Annotated in this window: 16 protein-coding genes; 5 read left to right on the top strand and 11 right to left on the bottom strand. The window is 71.4% G+C overall.

The features are described from left to right. Positions 1–22: 22 nt before the first annotated feature. Positions 23–619, bottom strand: coding sequence for a TetR/AcrR family transcriptional regulator (locus tag Ato02nite_RS01125; RefSeq protein WP_213004420.1), 597 nt, complete (start codon positions 617–619; stop codon positions 23–25). Positions 620–668: 49 nt separating this feature from the next. Between Ato02nite_RS01125 and Ato02nite_RS01130 the strand changes: the two genes are divergently transcribed. Then, a complete protein-coding gene (locus Ato02nite_RS01130; RefSeq protein WP_213004421.1) occupies positions 669–2339 on the top strand; it encodes an FAD-binding dehydrogenase in 1671 nt (556 codons plus the stop codon). Between the two features lie 101 nt (positions 2340–2440). Here Ato02nite_RS01130 and Ato02nite_RS01135 read toward each other — a convergent pair whose 3' ends face one another. Together Ato02nite_RS01135 and Ato02nite_RS01140 are read right to left on the bottom strand one after the other, a co-directional pair. After that, complete coding sequence (locus tag Ato02nite_RS01135) at positions 2441–3178, bottom strand: VOC family protein (RefSeq protein ID WP_213004422.1); 738 nt, start codon at positions 3176–3178, stop codon at positions 2441–2443. 163 nt (positions 3179–3341) lie between these two features. Beyond that, positions 3342–4262: a ricin-type beta-trefoil lectin domain protein gene (locus tag Ato02nite_RS01140; protein ID WP_213004423.1), complete on the bottom strand. Its 921-nt coding sequence runs from the start codon at positions 4260–4262 to the stop codon at positions 3342–3344. Positions 4263–4547: 285 nt separating this feature from the next. Here Ato02nite_RS01140 and Ato02nite_RS01145 point away from each other — a divergent pair, with 285 nt between their 5' ends. After that, on the top strand, positions 4548–6296 hold the full coding sequence (locus tag Ato02nite_RS01145; RefSeq protein WP_213004424.1) for an alpha/beta hydrolase: 1749 nt from the start codon (positions 4548–4550) through the stop codon (positions 6294–6296). 110 nt (positions 6297–6406) lie between these two features. Here Ato02nite_RS01145 and Ato02nite_RS01150 read toward each other — a convergent pair whose 3' ends face one another. The 7 genes from Ato02nite_RS01150 to Ato02nite_RS01180 all read right to left on the bottom strand — a co-directional run bounded on the left by Ato02nite_RS01150 (position 6407) and on the right by Ato02nite_RS01180 (position 14971). Next, positions 6407–8794 carry a VIT domain-containing protein gene (locus Ato02nite_RS01150; protein WP_213004425.1) on the bottom strand — a complete coding sequence of 796 codons (2388 nt, stop codon included), beginning with the start codon at positions 8792–8794 and terminating at the stop codon, positions 6407–6409. Then, a complete protein-coding gene (locus Ato02nite_RS01155; RefSeq protein ID WP_246605950.1) occupies positions 8791–9429 on the bottom strand; it encodes a MerR family transcriptional regulator in 639 nt (212 codons plus the stop codon). The genes Ato02nite_RS01150 and Ato02nite_RS01155 overlap by 4 nt, the downstream gene beginning before the upstream one ends. 270 nt (positions 9430–9699) lie before the next feature. Continuing rightward, on the bottom strand, positions 9700–11772 hold the full coding sequence (locus tag Ato02nite_RS01160) for a M6 family metallopeptidase (RefSeq protein WP_213004426.1): 2073 nt from the start codon (positions 11770–11772) through the stop codon (positions 9700–9702). Positions 11773–11819: 47 nt separating this feature from the next. Further along, a complete protein-coding gene (locus Ato02nite_RS01165) occupies positions 11820–12086 on the bottom strand; it encodes a hypothetical protein (RefSeq protein WP_213004427.1) in 267 nt (88 codons plus the stop codon). 34 nt (positions 12087–12120) lie between these two features. Then, positions 12121–12840 carry an ABC transporter permease gene (locus Ato02nite_RS01170; RefSeq protein WP_213004428.1) on the bottom strand — a complete coding sequence of 240 codons (720 nt, stop codon included), beginning with the start codon at positions 12838–12840 and terminating at the stop codon, positions 12121–12123. Further along, a complete protein-coding gene (locus tag Ato02nite_RS01175; protein WP_213004429.1) occupies positions 12837–13709 on the bottom strand; it encodes an ABC transporter ATP-binding protein in 873 nt (290 codons plus the stop codon). Before Ato02nite_RS01175 ends, Ato02nite_RS01170 begins: the two co-directional genes overlap by 4 nt. An 89-nt stretch (positions 13710–13798) precedes the next feature. Then, complete coding sequence (locus Ato02nite_RS01180) at positions 13799–14971, bottom strand: dipeptidase (RefSeq protein WP_246605951.1); 1173 nt, start codon at positions 14969–14971, stop codon at positions 13799–13801. Between the two features lie 69 nt (positions 14972–15040). On the opposite strand from Ato02nite_RS01180, the gene Ato02nite_RS01185 reads away from it, so the two are divergent. Both Ato02nite_RS01185 and Ato02nite_RS01190 read left to right on the top strand, forming a co-directional pair. After that, a complete protein-coding gene (locus Ato02nite_RS01185; RefSeq protein ID WP_246605952.1) occupies positions 15041–15505 on the top strand; it encodes an anthrone oxygenase family protein in 465 nt (154 codons plus the stop codon). Positions 15506–15840: 335 nt separating this feature from the next. Continuing rightward, the gene (locus tag Ato02nite_RS01190; protein WP_213004432.1) at positions 15841–18345 is read left to right on the top strand and encodes a putative bifunctional diguanylate cyclase/phosphodiesterase; all 2505 of its coding nucleotides are present in this window, start codon (positions 15841–15843) and stop codon (positions 18343–18345) included. Positions 18346–18428: 83 nt separating this feature from the next. On the opposite strand, the gene Ato02nite_RS01195 is transcribed toward Ato02nite_RS01190, so the two are convergent. Continuing rightward, entirely contained in the window at positions 18429–19061 is a 633-nt protein-coding gene (locus Ato02nite_RS01195; RefSeq protein WP_213004433.1) for a DUF998 domain-containing protein, read from the bottom strand. Between the two features lie 127 nt (positions 19062–19188). On the opposite strand from Ato02nite_RS01195, the gene Ato02nite_RS01200 reads away from it, so the two are divergent. Next, positions 19189–19509, top strand: a complete 321-nt coding sequence (locus tag Ato02nite_RS01200; protein WP_213004434.1) for a YciI family protein — start codon at positions 19189–19191, stop codon at positions 19507–19509. Positions 19510–19511: the final 2 nt, after the last annotated feature.

Consider the following 19511-nt stretch of genomic DNA (forward strand, 5'->3'; position numbering starts at 1 on the left):
CCGCCTGCTGGGGCCGCGCCGTTCAGCGGACCAGCAACGCGATGAGCAGCTGGGTCAGCCAGGTGCGGGCGGCCGGCATGTCGCCGTCCAGCAGGAGCTGGACGGTCACGCCGTCGTAGGCGGCGACCACCGCGTGGGCCGCCGCCGGCACGTCGGCGACGCCCGGCGGCAGCGCCAGCCGGCCCTGCACCCCGCGCAGCCGGCTCTCGATCGCGGTGCGGAGCTGGGTGCGGTGCTCGGCGAGGCGGGTGGCGACCTCGGGGTGGCGGGCCGCGTACAGCAGGAAGTCGGTCTTGACCAGCAGCCAGTCGCGGTCCAGCAGCAGGGTCGCGGCGGTCCGGGCGATCACCGCGTGGATCGACGGCTCGATCGGGGCGGACCCGTCCGCGGTCAGCGCGTCGGCCACCTGGGCCGCGATGATCGCCGCGCGCTCGTCGTACAGCGCGAAGAACAGCTCGTCGAGGGTGGCGAAATTCGAGTAGAACGCGCCGCGGGTGTAGCCGGCCTCGGCACAGACGTCGTCGATGCGCGCCTGCCCGTACCCCTTCGCCGCGAACACCCGGAACGCGGCCTCCAGCAGCCGGCCCCGCGTCTCGGCCCGCCTCTTCGTGACCCGCACTCGTCGAACCCTATCCAATACAAAGATGTATCCGATACATTCCTGAATCGTGAATGCGGACGTCATCGTAGTCGGCGCCGGCCTTGCCGGTCTGGCCGCCACCCATGAGCTCGTCACCGCCGGCAAGCGTGTCGCCCTGGTCGACCAGGAGAACGCGGCCAACCTGGGCGGCCAGGCGTTCTGGTCCTTCGGCGGCCTCTTCCTGGTCGACACCCCCGAGCAGCGCCGCCTCGGCGTGCACGACTCCGTCGAGCTGGCCTGGTCGGACTGGCAGGGCAGCGCCCAGTTCGACCGCCTCGACGACGAGGACGTCTGGGGCGCCAAGTGGGCGCGCGCCTACGTCGAGTTCGCCGCCGGCGAGAAGCGCTCCTGGCTCTCGTCGCTCGGCCTGAGCTGGCTGCCCACCGTGGGCTGGGCCGAACGCGGCAGCCTGCGCGCCGACGGCCACGGCAACAGCGTGCCGCGCTTCCACATCACCTGGGGCACCGGCACCGGCGTGGTCGCACCGTTCGTGGCCTCGGTGCTCAAAGCGGCCGAGGCGGGACTCGTCACGTTCCATCACCGCCACCGGGTGGACGAACTCATCGTGACCGCGGGCGCCGTCACCGGCGTACGCGGAAAGGTCCTTGCCCCGGACACCTCGGCCCGCGGCATCACCTCCAACCGCGACGAGACCGCGGACTTTGATTTGACCGCGCAAGCGGTCGTGCTGACCACCGGCGGCATCGGCGGCAACCACGAGATGGTCCGCGAGTACTGGCCGGAGAGGCTCGGCACCCCGCCGAAGAGCATGGTCACCGGCGTGCCCGCCTATGTGGACGGCCGGATGCTGGGTATCGCCGACGAGGCCGGCGCCCGCCTGGTCAACCGGGACCGGATGTGGCACTACACCGAGGGCATCCGCAACTGGGACCCGATCTGGCCCGGCCACGGCATCCGCATCCTGCCCGCCCCGTCGTCGATGTGGTTCGACGCGCTCGGTCGCCGGCTGCCCGACCCGTGCCTGCCCGGTTACGACACCATGAGCACGCTGCGTCACCTGCGCACGACCCCGGACATCGCGGTGCACGATCACTCCTGGTTCATCCTGACCCAGAAGATCATCCGCAAGGAGTTCGCGCTCTCCGGCTCCGAGCAGAACCCGGACATCACCGCCAAGGACCGCCGCGCGTTCGTCCGCGAGCGCATCCTCGGCAAGGGCGCGCCCGCCCCGGTCGAGGCGTTCAAGCGCAACGGCGCCGACTTCATCGTGTCCACGTCGCTGGACGACCTGGTAGCCGGCATGAACAAGCTGACCGACGAGCCGCTGCTCGACCCCGCCCTGATCCGCCGCCAGATCGAGGCGCGCGACCTGCAGGTCGACAACCCGTACAGCAAGGACTCGCAGATTCAGGGCATCCACAACTCCCGGCGTTACCGCGGCGACCGGATCGGCCGCACGGTGGCCCCGCACCGCTTCCTGGACCCGGCATCGGGCCCACTGATCGCGGTGAAACTGCACATCCTGACCCGCAAGACCCTCGGGGGCATCCAGACCGACCTGGAGTCGCGCGCCCTGTCCGCGGCCGGCACCCCGATCCCCGGCCTCTACGCGGCCGGCGAGGTGGCCGGTTTCGGCGGCGGCGGAGTGCACGGCTACAACGCCCTGGAGGGTACGTTCCTCGGCGGTTGCCTGTTCAGCGGCCGCACAGCGGGCCAATCCCTCGCGAAGTCGCTCTAGGACCGAGGGGCAGTTCGTCGCGCGGTCGCGCCTGCGGCTCGTTTGCTCGCGCGGTGGGTCTGGTGGCTGTCGTCCGTCCGCTGTCTCTTCGCGCGGTGGCGTCAGGCGGCCGGGCGGCGGGCTGCTTCCTCGGCCGGCTCCCTCGGGGGGCCCACGAGGCGGAACTCGGTGTCGTCGGGGTCGGCGAGCCGCACGCTGTCCCGGCCGGAGTCGATGAGCGTCGCGCCGAGCGAGACCAGCCGGTCGACCTCGGCCTGCCGATCGCTGCCGGCCGGGGTCAGTTCGAGCGTCACCCGATCCCGGCCGGCCCTCGGCTCCGGCGACAGGCCACCCCAGCTGATCTTCGAGCCGCCGAGCGGTGACTGGATCGCGGTCTCCTGGTTCTGGTCCCAGACCAGCGGCCACCCGAGCGCCGCACTCCAGAAATAGCCGGCCGCCTGCGAACCGTCGCAGGCCAGCGCCCCGATGAACCCGCAGTCGGCCAGAAACTTGTTCCCCGGCTCGATGACGCACAACTCGTTGCCCTCGGGATCGGCGAGCACGACGTGACCCTCCTCCGCGAGCTGACCCACGTCGATGTGCCGGCCGCCGAGCTCGAGGACGCGCGCCACCGTCCGTTCCTGCTGCTCAAGGGATTCGCTGGTCAGGTCGAAGTGCGCGCGATTCTGCCCGGCCTTCGGCTCGGCGGTCGGCACGAACCGGATCCGGAACCCGCCGTCGTCACCCGACCGGAGAGTGGCATCGCCGACCGGCTCCCAACCGAGCAGCTCAGCCCAGAATCGCGCGACCCGGTCCGGTTGGTTCGCGGCGAAGCAGACGGCGGAGAGTCGAGAGCCCATCCTCCGGTTCTACGACCACCCAGCGCCATCCGCACCTCATTTTCGTCCCACACCCGGCTTCACCGCTCAACCGCCGGCGGCGAGCCCGATCCGGTCGCTCAGTCGATGCCCCCGCATCCGGGCCGACCGCCGGCGTGCGGGGTTCAGCCCGGCCGGCGCATCCTCAGGGGAGGGACCAGCGTTCGTTGGCTCGGCCGTTGCAGGTGGTTACCGTGACGGCGGTGCCGGCCGTCGCGCCGGAGGCCGGGTCGGTCAGGCACTTGTCGTTCGCGGCGTTGATGATCAGCTGGCCGGAGGTGCGCCATCGGGCCGTGGTGCGCCCGTCGCAACCGACGATGTGGACGGTGTCGTCGCCCAGGATCAGCGCGCACATGCCCTGCACGCGCAGCGTGCCGTCGGTGGCCAGCGTCCAGCGTTGCGCCGCGGTGCCGTTGCAGTCGGTGACCTGGATGTGGTTGAACGCGATCGCCACCCCGCCGTTCAGGTCCAGGCAGAGCCCGTTCTGTCCGCGGATCGTGCCGGTCCGCTCGGTCACCTGCGGCTCGGGCGCGACGGCGTCACCCGGCGCGATCACCGTCTTACCGTCCTCGGCGGCCGTGCCGGTCACGCTCGGCTTGCCGGAGGCGGCTTTGCCGCTGGTCGCGGTCGCCGCGGCGGTCGCGCTCCGGTGCGACGATCTACTGGGTACGGGCGATGAGGTGACCGCCGAAGTTTCCGGTCTCGCCGTGGGGACCAGACCGGTGAGCGCGGGAACCGGCGGCTCGGCCAGGGTCGCCGAAGCCGTCGGGCGGCCGTCGGTGCGCAGCGCGGCAACGGCGGCCGCACCGGCGCCGAGCACGATCAGCGCGAGCGCGGCGGCAACGATCAGCAGACGGTGGTGCTGTCGGCGGGGCGGCTCGGGCAGATAAAGAATGGCGGTCGGGTCGTCGGCGCCCTCGAGAGCGATCTGCGATCGGACCTCGCGGGTGGTCGCCGACGGCCACGTCTGCGTGGACGGGTCGCCGCTGTCGGCGCCCGCGTCACCATGCAGATAGGGCCGGACGAGAAGCGGGTCACGCTCCTCGTCGTAGTCGTCGTCCGTCACGAATCACCCGCCGCCATCGAGCTTGTCAGAGACGATCGAGCGCCCAACCTACCCGCGGCGGCGGGGGACACGCCCGGGCCGAAACATCCGACTTTCCGTGCGATGGGCCCGTCGGGGCCGACAGGACGCATACTGACCTGCTGCGATGTCCGAACGGTCGGGAAGAGGACACTGAACGGCCGCAACGGACCTACACCTTTACCGCGAACCGAGAAGAACCGCCGCGAATCTACCTTTCTGACTATCCGGGACAACAGGGGGACCGGGTCACCAGGTAGGTCACACATGCGGTTCTCCACCCGTCTGCTCGCGGCCGGCGCCGCGGGTCTGGCGCTGGCCGGGGCGATCATCGCGCCCACGCCGGTCGTCGCGGCACCCGCGGCCTCCGGCGATCGGACCGGTGCCGCCGAGCGGCACCGCGTCGACGCGGTCGCCACTCCGAAGCTGCGCTGGTACTCCTGCTACGGCTGGGGTCAGTGCGCGACGGCGAAGGTGCCGCTCGACTACGACCGGCCGTACGGCAAGCAGGTGACCCTCGCGCTGCTGCGGGTGAAGGCCAAGGACCAGAAGCACCGGATCGGCAGCCTGTTCGTGAATCCGGGTGGCCCCGGCGGCTCCGCCGTCTCGATGGCGCTCGCCGCCCCGTACTTCCTGAGCGACGCCCTGCTGGACCGCTTCGATGTCGTCGGCATGGACCCGCGCGGCATCGGGTTCAGCGACCAGGTCAACTGCTTCGGTGACGCGGCCCGCCAGACGCCGGTGATGAACCGGCTCAACATCGGCTTCCCGTGGGGTGCCGCCCAGGAGAAGTCCTACATCACGGCCGCCGGCAAGATGGCCCGCGCCTGCTCGACCACCGGCCGTGAGCTGGCCGGTGCGATGTCGACGGCCGAGGTCGCCCGGGATATGGACGTGATGCGCCGCGCCGTCGGCGACAGCAAGCTGACCTACCTCGGCTTCAGCTACGGCACCGCGCTCGGCCAGTACTACGCCAACATGTTCCCCGACCGTTTCCGCGCCGTCGCCGTCGACGGTGTGATCAACCCGCGGGCCTGGGTGGGCACCGCGAAGACGGCCGGTCAGATCCAGGACGACCGCCTGCACTCCGCCGACGGCGCGTACAAGGCGCTCGCCGAGATCCTGCGCCGCTGTTCGGCGGCCGGAAGCACGAAGTGCGCGTTCAGCGCGAGCCCGATGGGCAACTTCCGGGTCATCGCCGAGCGCCTGAAGAAGAAGCCGCTGGTCGTCGACGACCTGACGCTCACCTACGCCGGGTTCATCAGCATGGTGCTGAGCGCCCTCTACCAGCCGGACGCGGGCACCGAGGTCACCGGCCTGGCCGCCGAGGTCTTCGCGTTGACCACCCCCGGTTACCGGCCCAGCCGGGCGAAACTGACCGCTGCCGCCGATCTGTTCCGCCGGATGCGCAAGCAGGCCGAGGGCCGCGCGTTCCCCTACGACAACTCGTTCGACGCCTACTCCGCGGTGATGTGCACCGACGGCCGTCACCCCGCGCACGGCACGACCTGGCCCAAGGCCTCGGCGAACGCCGACCGGCGGGCACCGTACTTCGGCCGCGCCTGGGCCTGGGCCAGCGTCCAGTGCGCCGGCGACCACTGGACGGTCCGCGACGAGGACGCCTACACCGGTCCGTTCACCATGCACACCAAGCACCCCGTCCTGATCGTCGGAAGCTTCTGGGACCCGGCCACCAACTACGCCGACGCCGTGGCGTCGTCGAAGCTGCTGCCCAACAGCCGCCTGCTGTCCAGCAACAATTGGGGCCACACCGCCTACGGCACGTCGGCGTGCGCCACCGGTGCCACCGACCGCTACCTGCTCTACCGTTCGCTGCCCGCCAAGGGCATCACCTGCATGGGCGACCAGCAGCCGTTCCGCGTCCCGCTCGACAACGACGACGACGCCAAGGCCGACTCGGTGCCGTTCGACCTGGCCGCGGCCACCCCGGCCCAGATCGCCGCCCAGGGCCTGCCGGCCCCGAACACCGCGAAGGTGCTCCCGCCGGTCCACTGACCGGGTCCAGGATGCCCCGCCCCTTTCCCGGGGGCGGGGCATCCGCCTTTTGCGCAGCCGCTCAGCGTCGTTCCGGCTCGGGTGTTCGGTGGCCGTCGGTGTGCAGCGGCTCAGCGCTTCCAGAACGTCTTCCGGGACGGTCGTTCGGTCTCCGGCTGGTGGCTGCCGCCGCCGAAGGCGGTCAGGACCTCCACGGCCCTGGCCCACTTCTCGTCCAGGGTGGCGTCGCCGTCGAGGAGCGTGACCAGGTCGTGCAGTGGGCTGAACTCCTTGTCGGACAGGGAGCCGAGCAGGACCGCCAGGCGGCTGGACAGGTCGTCCAGCAGGTCGCGGCGATCGTAGGCGGGCAGCGCCGTGGCGTCGTGCAGCCGCTTCGCCTCGGTGGCGGCGATCTCGCGCACCTGGTCGAGGGTGAGAGCGGCGCCGGCCGGGACCGCCATCTTGCCCGCCCGCAGCATCGACGGGACGGTGGCGAAGCCGATCGGAGCCCGGGAACGTGGAGGGCCCGCGGAGGCCGCCTCCGCGCGGGCGGGGGCGAACCGGGCCGGGCCGGCCGGCGCGCCCGCGGACGGCGGGGCGGGCGGCATCGGGCCCGCGGCGCTCATGCGGAGCATCGCGGGGGCCACATCGCCGCCGCTCTCCCAGCCGGACGGCAGCTCGACCGGCTGGGTGACGCGGCGGGTCTGGCCGCCCTCGTTGACCACCCGACTGTCGACCGCGACGAACGCGGTGAAGCGGCACAGCACCCGGTAGCGCAGCGAGGTCGCGACGATCCGCTGCTCGAGGCTGCGGTCGCCGGCCGCGTAGGCGTCTTCCAGATCGCGCAGGCGGCCCCGTGCCCACTGGGCGGCGATTGCCGGCTCGGTGCGCTCGTGCACCTCGACCGTGGTGCGGAACTCCTGGTCATCGCGGGTGCGGCCGGTCACCGTCAGGCTGCCGCCGGGCTTCCCGGCGAAGCGGCCGGAGATCACTAGCGGCACGCCGGGGTAGAGGCCGGGCAGCCGCGCGGGGGTGCGCTCGTCGTCGAGCAACCGCAGGCCGGTCGCCTCCACCCGCAGGCCGGTGACCACCGGCGCCCCGATCCGGCGATGGATGTGCTCCATCGCCTCGTCGAGCCGGTCCTCGCTCTCCACCAGCTCGGCGCGGCCGGCGCCGAGTGCGGCCAGGCGGCCCAGGAAGCCGGCGTTGACCGCGCGGTCGATGCCGATCGTGTGCACGCGGGTGGTGCCGATCAGCGCCGTGACGTCGTGGACGATCTGGTCCTCGTTGCCCACCTGGCCGTCGGTGACGAGCACCAGCACCCGGTCACGGCCCTCGCTCGCGCGCAGCAGGCCCAGCCCTTCGGTGAGCGGGGCGAGCAGCTCGGTGCCACCGCGGGCATCGGCCCGGGCCAGATGCTCCACGGCGCGGAAACGGTTGCGATCGCTCGCCTCGGCCAGCCCGTCGCCGAGGTCGGCGGGGCGGTCGATCTGGTGGTCGAAGGTGAGCACGGCGAAGCGGTCGGCCGTGGTCAGCGTGTCGATCACCCGGGCCGCGGCGCGGCGGGCGGCCACCATCTTCCAGCCGCCCATGCTGCCGGAGCGGTCGAGCAGCAGCACCACGTCCTTCGGGTGGGCCGCGGCGGTGCTCTCCGGGGGGAGGACGACCAGCTGGTAGACGCCGCCGGGCTCATCGGCCGTCTCGTCGGGCACGGCGATCGCCGTCTCGGTGCCGCCGGCGTAGCCGATGCGCAGCACGAAGTCGCGGTCGGCCCGCTCGCCCGGCTGGATGCTCAGCGTGCCGTCCTGCTCGGTGACGGTGTGCAGGCTGGAGCGCACCTCGCCGAGGGTGAGCCCGGCCGGGTCGATGGCGACGCCGACCGACAGGCGCAGCGGATTGGGGAAGCCCGGCAACAGCACGGGCGGGGAGATGCGCGAGGCGTCGGGCACCGCGTCGGTGTCGGGCAGCTGGCCGTCGCCGACGTAGGGGCCGGGCAGCGGGGTGCCGGGCACGTAGCGCGGCGCGACGACCAGCGGGAAGCGGAATGTGGCCGCGCCGTCCTCGAACGGGAGCGGGCCGACCAGGCGCAGCTCGATCACCACGCGCTCACCGGGCAGGATGTTGCCGACCCGCATGGTGAACACGTCGGGCCGCTCCTCCTCGGCGATCGACGCGCGCTGCCCGGCGGCGATCGCCTGGTCGTACGCCTCGCGGGCGGCGCCGCGCTCCTTCAAATCGGCCTCGACGGTGCGGTCGTCGGCGGTCATCGTCATGCCGGTGACCGCGGCCCGGTCGGGGAGCGGAAAGACGTAGGTCGCCTCGAGTGCGGTGTCGTGCACGTTGACGAACTCGGTGACCACCGTGGTGCGGGCGGTCAGCCCGCTCACCCGGGCGCGGACGTCGAGCCGGTCGAGCGGCAGGTTGCCCCGGTCGGTGACCAGGTTGCCGAAGCCGGCGTCGGGCAGGATCCGGATGCGGTCGAGCTCACCCGGGCTCATCGGAGTGACGGAAACGGTCATGAGAATCTCCCATCGATCAGGCCACGGGACTCGAGCAGGCGAAGCAGGGGAGCGGCGGCCGCGGCGATCTCGGAGCGGTCGCCGTCGGACGCGGGATGGGGCAGGAGCAGGATGGCGCCGCCGCCGAGCGTGACGCCGTGCACCGGGGCGGGGATGTCGGTCGCGGAGAGGCCGAGCGCGGCGCGGCGCACGGGTGGCTCCGCGGTCGAGGCCGGCGTGGAGGGCTCCGTCGGCGCGGTGGCGTCGGCGGCCGGCTGGTCGGCCCAGAATCGTGGCCGCGGCGAGTGCCGGGTGGCCGCGCCGTCGTCCACCCCGTCCTCGCTGGTGACGAGAAGGCCGGGCGGCACCCGTGAAGCCTCGGAGAGAGCCTCGGGGGTGAGCCAGACGAAGTCGGCCTGGATCTCGGCCAGGCTGCGGCCCTGGGCCTGCATGCGTTTGATCGCCACGAGCTGCTGCAGGTGGCGGGGACCGTAGAGCGCCGTGCGCCCGCGCATGCCGAGCGGGCGGTCGACCAGGCCGATCGTCGTATACCACCGGATGGCGCGGCGGTCGGGCACGTCACGGACACGACCGTTCGGCGCGCCGGGGTATTCGGCCTCCAGGGCCTGGCGCACTCGCTCGACCAACTCTTCCATCGTCCACACGCTGCGAGCTTGACACTGTCACCATGACAGTGTCAATGTTTCGGGGCAACGAGATCGAGGGAGCCGGGATGAAGCGGGAGTTACTGGTCAGCCTCTCGCACGTCAACGACCCGGCCACCACGACTGTCTACCCGGGAGACCCGCCGTTCGAACTCGAGACCGTGGCGACGATCGAGAAGGACGGCTACTGCACGCGATATGTCCGCCAGGGCGAGGACACCGGCACGCACAGGGGTCCGCCCGGCACCTCAACGCGGGGTCTTAGCCGCCCGGCTGGAGATTGCCGTTCGCGACCAGGCGGTAGGGGGCGTACTGCGTCACCTTCTCGGTGGGCTCGTCGTAGGCGATGATCGCTACGACCTTGGGGTAGGCCTTCAGTTCGGCCCACTTCTCGATCGGGACCTGGCGGGCCCGGTGGCCGTCGATGCCGACCAGCGTGGCGTGCCAGGCGTGCACCGGGGTCGGCACGATTGCCGTGGGGGAGCGCCAGCCCGCCAGTGAACTGCCGTCGCTCAGCGTCTTGTCGCCCAGGGTGATCTTTCCGATGCGCCAGCCACCCCGGTTCACGACGTCGTCGGTTGTGCAGCGCAGGCTGAGCAGGACCTTCTTGCCCGCGTAGGCGCTCAGGTCGTAGCTGACCGTCACCACCTTGCCGCTGAGGCCGGTCAGGGCGGGGCCGAGCGTGCCCTTGCGGTTCCGGTCGCCGGCTACGGGGGTGTAGGTCCGGCCGCCGTCGGTGGAGACGGAGACATAGGCGAAGTCGTAGGCATCCTCGAGGGCGTAGGAGGTCTCCAGCCTCAGGGTCGGTGACTTGGTGGGAACCCGGATCGGCAGGACGGCCTGGGAGTCCAGATTGGAGGTGTTGCCGGAGAACAGGGTGTTGTCGGCGATGGTCCAGCCGGTCGGCAGTGCGGGCAGCACCTTCCCGCCCTCGAAGGACAGCGACCGCAGCGGCGTCGGCAGCGGCACGTAGTCGGCACCGTTCGGCGCGGCGCCGGGGCGGTCGTACGCCGACGGGTTGTCCAGGTTGACGGTCGAGCGCAGGCTGTCGGCGGTCACCCGGCCGATGGGTGCGCCTTTCATGTCGCCGCCGGGCTCGCCGACGATCCCGTCGACCAGGGTCATGGTCTGGAAGTCGTGCAGCACGTCGTACAGGGCCGTGCCGGTGGGCAGGGCCGCCTGGACGCCGCCCAGGCCGCGCCGCAGTCCGTCGCGGTGCAGCAGCGAGATCGTCGGCAGGCCGAAGCGGTCACGCAGGTAGAGCAGGAACTGGTAGGCGATGCCGTAGTCGGCCAGCACCTCGCTCGGCGCGCCCTCGTCCCACAGGTTCATGGAGTTCTGCGGTCCGCCGCACTGCCGCGGGTCCGGGTTGTACTTCGTCTTCACCGGCCCGTAGCCCTGGTAGCAGAACAGGTGGTTGTCGTTGCCGGGGTCGTGCACGCCGGCGCGTCCGTCCACATAGCCGACCAGGGTCTGCGCGAAGTCGGACAGGCCCTCGTTGAGCCAGGTCTCCTCGGCCGGGTCGGCGTAGTACTCGAGCAGGTGCTGCCACTCGTGGGCGAACGTGCTCTCGTACATCCGGGGGTGCGCCGGGCGGCTGGTGCACAGGTCGCCGGTGGGCTCGTCGGCGGGTGCGGCGCCGAGACGGTGCTTCCAGTCGTACGCGTCGATCGTCATGACGTTGCGGTCGAAGATCTCATTGAGCTGCGGTGAGAAGAACCCGGCGACGAAGGTGACCGCCTTCGGGAAGTGGAAGTAGTTGTCGTCGCGGATGTTGTCGACCAGGGTGACCGTCTTGTCGCCGTCCCCGGTGTAGTCGCCGCTGCGGGCCGCCTTGGTGCCGTCCCGGTCGGGCGGGGTGCTGAAAGCAGTCGTCTCCTTCGGATAGATCGTGTCGTCGAACTCGTGGATCAGGTCGGCGATCTGCGCCTCGGTGACGTCGACCGCGTCCTTGCGGCAGTCGCCGGCCGGGAACGCGATGTCGTCGGCCACCCACACCTCGATGTGCCGGCCGACCGCCCGCAGGCGGTACGTCTTCGGATAGACCTTGCCGGTGGTCTCGTCGAGGCCGACCCATTCCCGCTGGGTGCCGATCGCGGGCGTGCCGGCCGCGGCCCGCCGCTTCTCCGGCCGACGGTTGTGGCGGTAGTGGTAGCGGGGATGCTCGGGCAGAGCGACGCCGCCGGCCGTGAAGCTGGTCCGGTCGAGCTCCCGGGCGTCCCAGGCGGCGCCCGCACCGGGGGTGGCCGCGGCGGGAGTGGCGTGAGCCGGCGCTGGCAGACCCGCCGCGCACACGAGCGAAACGAGAAGGGCCCCGAACCGGACGTACGTCATGAAAAGGGACGCTACCCCCTGGCTGACCAGGGGATCGGCAAGACGCGCTACTCGAACAGGGAGTGGTCGCCGTCGCCCTCGGCGCGATGCCGGGCCCGCCGCCGCAGCTGCACCACCACGATGTCGATCACCGCGACGACGGCCCACGCGGCGAGCAGCCAGCCGGGCAGCGTCCAGCCCTCGTGGAACAGCCAGATGGACAGGACCGTGCACACCACGAAGCCGAACGCGGCGAGGACGAGCCGCAGGTTGAGCGCGCTGTACGGTTCGTCGACGGTGCCGTGCCGGCCGGGCGGTTGCGCTCCGATGGGCATCGCCGGAGCCTACCCCCGGCCGGCGGCGGGCAAACTAGCTCACCTCCTTGCGGAACATCCGCCACGCACCGAGCAGCAGCGGCAGCGCCACCCAGACCAGGGCGGAGACGGCCAGCCGGCCGTACTGCCCGGCGGACATCGACGGGACCGAGAGCGGCTCGGTGGTGATGCCGATGTTGAGCCAGTTACCGACCTCGCGCAGCGCGCGGATCGACTCGGACAGCGCGCCCCACAGGGTCGGCAGGGCGAAGTAGGCGACGATGGCCAGCGGAGAGCTGAGCAGCAGTGCGCCGAATCCCATGCCCATCCCCACGAACAGCAGCTCGGTCAGCAGGCCCTGCCAGATCAGCGAGCCCTCGACGTGCCAGCCGCCGTCGCCGCCGATGGCGATGCCGATCAGGTTGGCGGCGGCGCTCAGCAGCAGGGTCGCGGCGGTGGCGGCCACCGAGACGACGACGCCGGCCGCCACCTTGGCGCCGATCACCCGCAGCCGGGCCGGGACGAGCGCGAACGTGGTCAGGGCGGTGCGCTGCGACCACTCGCCGGTCATCGACAGGATGCCGAGGATGGGCAGCAGCACGGTCGGTGGCAGCAGGCCGAAGGCGAAGAAGTCGGCGAACCGCAGCTCCTCGTCGGGGGCCCAGCCGAGCAGGATCGCCGCGGTGCCGACGCTGCCCAGGCCGATCAGCAGGAGCAACCACAGGCCGGCCCGGGTGTCGGCCAGCTTGCGCAGCTCGACCACGGTGAGCCTCATCGGGTCAGCTCCAGGAAGAGCTGCTCGAGCCCGCCCGGGCCGGCCGGGCGCAACTCCAGCAGGACCAGGCCGGCCTCGGCGGCGGCCCGGCCGATCGTCTCGGCCGGGGCCCGCACCACCACGCCACCGTCGGTCGCCGGGGCGGCGTCCAGGCCGGCCCGGTCGAGCAGGGCGAGCAGCGCGGGCGGATCGAGGGCCCGGACGAGGGTGCCGGCGGTGGCGAGCAACTCGTCGCGGGAGCCGCCGGCCACGATCCGCCCGTTGCCGATCACGACCAGGTGGTCGGCGACCGCCTCGACCTCGCGCAACAGATGGGAGGAGAGCAGCACGGTGCCGCCGCGGTCGGCGAACTCGCGCAGCAGGCCCCGCATCCAGAAGATGCCCTCGGGGTCGAGGCCGTTGGCCGGCTCGTCGAGCACCAGCACCGACGGGTCACCGATCAGCGCGTGGGCCAGGCCGAGCCGCTGCCGCATGCCGAGCGAATAGCGCCGCACCCGGCGGCGGGCGGCCGTGGTGTCCAGCCCCACCCGTTCGAGGGCGGGCGGGACTGCGGAACGGCGTACGCCCATGGTGAAAGCGGCCAGGGACAGCACCTCCCGGCCGGTGCGGCCGCCGTGCTGGGCGGAGGCGTCCAGCAGGACGCCGATCCGGCGGCCGGGGTTGCCGATGCGGCGATAGGGGACGCCGCCGATGGTGGCGGTGCCCGAGGTGGGTGTGGTGAGCCCGCAGATCATCCGCAGGGTGGTGGACTTGCCGGCCCCGTTGGGCCCGAGAAAGCCGGTCACCGTGCCGGGTGGGCAGGTGAACGACACGTCATCGACGGCGCTGTGTCTCCCGTACCTCTTGGTGAGGTTGTCGACCGTGATCATGCGTCTCAGCGTGCCCAGTGGGCCGGTCCGGCCGCGTCGGCCGGAGGTCGACGGCCGGCGTCATCGGTCTATGAATGCTTCGACCAAAGTCAGCGTGCCGGGGTCGGCGGCCACAGCGGTTCCTGGGCCAGCTGCTCGGCCGAGCGCAGCACGCGCAGGATGTTGCCGCCGGTGAGCTTGCCGAGGTCGGCCGGGGACCAGCCGCGGCCGGCCAGTTCGTCCAGCAGGCGCGGATATCCCGAGACATCCTCCAAACCGGACGGAAGGTCGGTGGTGCCGTCGTAGTCGCCGCCCAGCCCGACGTGGTCCAGCCCGGCCACCTCCCGGGCATGGTCGACGTGGTCGGCGACCTGCGCAACGGTCACCACCGGCCGGGGGTTCGCGGCCAGCCACGGCTGGAACTCCGGCGCGGCCTGCGGGTCGCCCGGCGGCCAGTTCCGCACCGACGCCGGGTCCTCGCCCGGCCGCGGCGCCGGCGGCCACCAGCCCACCTCAGGCAGCTCGAGCCGCCGCCATTCCGCGTCGGCGGCCACGAACCACGCCCGGTAATCGGCCGAGATGAACGGCGCCACGAAGGTCAGCTGGATGACGCCGCCGTTGTCCCGCAGCCGGGTCAGCACGTCGTCCGGCACGTTGCGCGGGTGATCGTGCAGGGCCCGCGCGCCGGAGTGGCTGAAGATCACCGGAGCGAACGCGGTGTCCAGCACGGCGTGCATGGTGACCGTGGCGACGTGCGAGAGGTCGACCAGCATGCCGATCCGCTGCATCTCGCGGACCACCGCACGGCCCTCGTCGTTCAGGCCGTTCACCGCCGGCTCGGCCGCCGCCGAGTCGGCCCACGAGGTGTTGTGGTTGTGGGTGAGGGTCATGTAGCGCACGCCGAGCCGGGCGAACGCCCGCAACACACCCAGCGAGGTGGCGATGCTGTGGCCACCCTCGATGCCGATCAGCGACGCGATCCGGCCCTCGCCGATCACCCGCTCGACGTCGTCGGCGCTGTACGCGATCGCGAGGTCCGAGGGGTAGGCGGCGGCCATCCGGTAGACGGCGTCGATCTGTTCCATCGTGGCGACCACCGCCTCCGGCTCGGAAAGGTCGGACGGCACGTACACCGACCAGAACTGGCCGCCCACCTGCCCGGCCCGCAGCCGGGGGAGCGAGGTCTGCACGCCCGGCCGGTCCTCGTCGAGTCCGTCGACCCGGTAACCGAAGCGGGCGCGCAGTTGCATGGGCAGGTCGTTGTGACCGTCGATGATCGGCATCATGTATCCCTGGCTACCCCGGCGGCCGGGACTGCGCAACCACTTCCGGCAGGTCTAGCGTTGCCGAACATGCGGATCGCCGTTCTGCTGGCCGCCACGATCACCACCGGGATGATGGCGGGGCTCTTCTACGCGTACTCCATCTCCGTCATGCCCGCCCTGCGCGAGGCCGACGCCGCGGTCTTCACCGAGGTGATGCAGCGCATCAACAAAGCCATCACCAACGGATGGTTCTTTCTGTGCTTCGCCGGTGCTGCGGTCTTCTCCGCGACCGCGACGGTCCTCTACGCGATCAGCGGCCCGGCCGAGGTGCTGGTGCCCACTGCGATCGCCCTGGTGCTGTACACGGGGCAGCTCGTGCTGACCGCGGCCCTGCACATTCCGCTGAACAACGCGCTGGACGCGGCCGGCCGCACCGATCCGGCGGCGACGCGGCGGGCGTTCGAGCCGCGCTGGGTGCCGTGGAACCACGTGCGCACGGTGCTCTGTCTCGGCGCGTTTGTCGCACTGTGCTGGACTTTGACGCGGGTTTGAGGGTCGATCTGCACGGAGTTCATTCAGGGATGACCACACGACCCCTGGGGTTTCCGTATCGTTGACCCGCAGCCTTGGCGCGGCAGGTGATTTTCGTTGCCACGCAAGGGAAAGCAGGGGCGCCGAAGGGAGACCGACGATGGCCAAGAAGTCGAAGAAGGACAAGAAGAAGGACAAGAAGAACAAGAAGAAGAAGTAACTCTTCTCGTTCGACCGGCGGGCGGTACCCGGTTTCCCGGGACCGCCCGCGTCGTTTTCCCGGACAACCCTCAGATGGCCGGCAACTCGCCCGATCGTGGTTCACGGACAGGTCGGCCGGGCGAAGGGGGGTTCCGATGACCACGGTCATCGGCGCTGCTACCGCTGTGGCGGCTCTGGCCGGCGCGATCGCCTGCCTGATCCGGGCTCGGCGGCGCACCGGCCGGGAGCGGCTCGCCTGGGCCGCCCTCGGACTGGGCGCCGCGGCCGCCGGACTCTTCGGCGGCACCGCGGCCGATCCGGCCGCCGGCTACCTCGTCCTGGTGGCACTGGGCTGGGCCGGTCTGTTCGTGCTGCCGATGCCGGCCCGCTCCGGCGCCGAGAAGGTGCGCGCCCTGCTCGACCTGCTGATCATCAGCACGTCGCTGACGGCCCTCAGCTATCACCTGATCATCGGGCCGGGTCACGCCACCGGGCCGGCCGTCCCGCCGTACCCGGTCGCCGACATCCTCCTCGGCACCGCCGGACTCACCGTGCTCACCCGGATCAACCGGACCCTGACCGGCCGCCGCGGTCTGATGCTCGCCGCCGCCTCGATGTTCCTGCTCGCCGTGGCGGGCAGCGCCGGCCATGCCGGCCTCGACACCCTGGGCTCGATCGGCTGGCTGGCCGGTTTCGCCGGCCTCACGGCCGCGGCCTGCGGCCGATGGCCCGAGAAGGACAGCGAGGAGGACGGGCGCCAGGCCGTCGCCATCTATTTGCCGTACGTCGTTCTGACGCTGAGCCTGGTCGTCGGCCTCGCCCGGCTCGTCCTCGGCGCGCAGCCCACCGCGGTCGGCACCTGGACCCGCTCGATCCTGGTCGTGCTGATCGTCGTCCGCCAGCTTCTCCTGGTGATCGACAACCGCCGGCTGGTGGGCCGGCTGGAGAGCCGGGTGGCCGAGCGGTCCGCCGCGCTGCACGCCAGTGAACTGCGCTTCCAGGCTCTGGTCGAGCAGAGCACCGACTCGCTGGCGATCCTCGAGGCCGACTCGACCGTGCGCTACCAGAGCGAGTCCGTCCTGCGGATCTTCGGCTACCCGGCGTGGATGCTGATCGGCAAGCGGTTCGTCGAGGTGGCCGGGCGCAAGGTCGGCAGCCGGGTGCAGGCCGCGATCGACGAGGTCAAGGACGTTCCCGGCGCCACCACCGTCTTCGAGATCACCCTGTTCCACGCGGACGGGCAGCCCCGCCTCGCCGAGATGACCATCACCAACCGGCTCGACGACCCGTACATCCGGGGTCTCGTCTTCAACACCCGGGACATCAGCGACGCCCAGGAGCTGCAGGACCAGCTGCGCCACGACGCCTACTACGACGTGCTCACCGGGCTGGCCAACCGGGCCGGCTTCCGGGAACGGCTCGCCGAGGCGGTCGGCCGCAACGAGCCCGGCCGGGTGGCGATCCTGCTGCTCGACCTGGACGGCTTCAAGGAGATCAACGACAGTCTCGGCCACGACGCCGGCGACCACCTGCTCGTGCACGTCGCCGAGCGGCTGCGCCGCCGCCTGCCCGCACCGAAGGTGGTGGCCCGGGTCGGCGGCGACGAGTTCGCCGTGATCATGGAGGCGGACGAGGCCCGCGACGAGGCCGAACTGATCGCCATGGAGCTGCTCGCCGCGCTGGCCGAGCCGATCGACGTCGACGACCGCGAGCTGCACATCGGCGCCGCGATAGGCATCGCCACCTCGGGCGACTGCCTCGACGCCGACCAGTTGCTGCGCGACGCCGACCTCGCCATGTACCGGGCGAAGGACGCCGGTGGCGGCGGTTACGCTACCTACCACCCCAGCATGCACGACGCCCTCGCGCACCGCCTCGAGCTGGCCGCCGACCTGCGGCTCGCGCTCGAGCGCGACGAGTTCGTCCTGTACTACCAGCCCAACGTCGACCTGCGCAGCGGCGAGATCACCGGCTTCGAGGCGCTGGTCCGCTGGAACCACCCGACCCGCGGGATGGTGCCGCCGCTCGACTTCATCGGCGTCGCCGAGGCGACCGGCCTGATCGTGCCGCTCGGCCGCTGGGTGCTCACCGAGGCCTGCCGGCAGGCCGTCGCCTGGGACCGGCCGCTGAAGATGGCGGTCAACGTCTCGGTGCGCCAGTTCGAGGACGACGACCTCGCCGGCATGGTGGCCGCGGTGCTGGTCGAGACCGGCATGCCGCCGCAGCAGCTCTGCCTCGAGATGACCGAGAGCGTGCTGCTCACCGACACCGACGAGAACCTGTCCCGGATCGTCGGCCTGAAGGCGCTCGGTGTCCTGCTGGCGATGGACGATTTCGGTACGGGGTACTCCTCGCTCGCCTACCTGCGCCGGTTCCCGATGGACGTACTCAAGATCGATCGCTCCTTCGTCGACCGGCTCGGCGGCGAGACCGAGGACGAGGCGCTGGTTCGCACGATCGTCCGGCTCGGCCAGCGCTTCGGCATGTCGACGGTCGCCGAGGGCATCGAGAACGAGACCCAGCTCGCCGTCCTCCAGGAGATGGGCTGCGACACCGCCCAGGGCTACCTGCTGTCCCGCCCGGTGCCGGCCGCGGAGGCGACGGCCCTGCTGGAGAGGAACGCCCCGTTCCCTCTCCCATCCGCATACCTAGCCTCCTAGGACGATCTGCGAGGTGTGTGGCCGGCCGCTGTCCAAGCGGCCGGCCACACACGTTTCAGGTCAGCTGTGTCAGGTCAGCTGTGTCAGGTCAGCTTTGTCGCGCAGACGACGGAGATCCACAGCATCGCGGTGATCGCACCGACGGCCAGGACCAGGGATCCGGCCGGGCCGCCGGTCATCGGCCAGAGGTTGCCGATCAGCAGGGCGGTACCGGCGACGGCCGACGCGACCGAGCGGGCCCGATCGCCGGATCGGGCGTAGTGGCGGGACAGGACGTAACAGGCGGCGATCAGGGCGATGAAGGCCACCGAGCCGCTCGCGAAGTGGGCGAAGCTGTGCCAGGTCAGGACGCCGGGGCCGGCCGGGGTGCCGACCGGGAAGCCGTCGGCCGGATCCATCGTGAAGACTCCGGCGCAGAGCATGCCGAGCCCGTTCAGGGCGATCAGACGCGGCGCCCAGGTGCTGCTCAGGGTTCTGCCAAGGCCGATCGCGCCGCCGATGGTAAGCAGCCCGGCCAGGACGAAGTTGGTGACCTGCAGCCAGCCCAGCGCGCCGTTGCTCAGCATGCTCAGCGGGTGCCGCGTGATGTCGTACCCGTCTCGGGTGAAGGCCTGCGTCAGTGCGACGGCGGCCCACAGCGGGCCGGCGGCGACGCCGAAGGCGAGCAGCGTACGGGTGGTGCGAATCGGTGCGGCGGTGAGCGGGACGACGGTCATGGCGAATCCTCCAAGGTTTGGGTCTCGCCAGGACGTCGTCGCCGCGATGCGACAGGGAATGCGTCCGTTCCCTGTCGCTATGCTGAGGCGACGTAGGGGTGACAAGTTCATCCCGAGGGGAGTCACCATGCGTTTCCTGATGATGCAGAAGCCCACCGACACCGCGCCCGACGAGAAGCTGTTCGCCGAGATGGCGGCATTCGTCGAGGAGCTCACCGCGGCCGGCGTGCTGCTGGCCACCGGCGGCCTCGAAGCCGGCGGCATCCGGCTGTCGTCGCGCGGCGACGAGATCACCGTGACCGACGGTCCGTTCGCCGAGGCGAAGGAGGCGGCCGCCGGGTTCGCGCTCATCGAGGTCGGATCGCGGGAAGAGGCGGTCGAGCTGGCCCGCCGCTTCCGCAAGATCGTCGGGGACGGCGAGAGCACCATGCAGCAGGTCTACGGCTGACC

Source organism: Paractinoplanes toevensis (assembly GCF_018332695.1).
In the GTDB taxonomy this organism is placed as follows: domain Bacteria; phylum Actinomycetota; class Actinomycetes; order Mycobacteriales; family Micromonosporaceae; genus Actinoplanes; species Actinoplanes toevensis.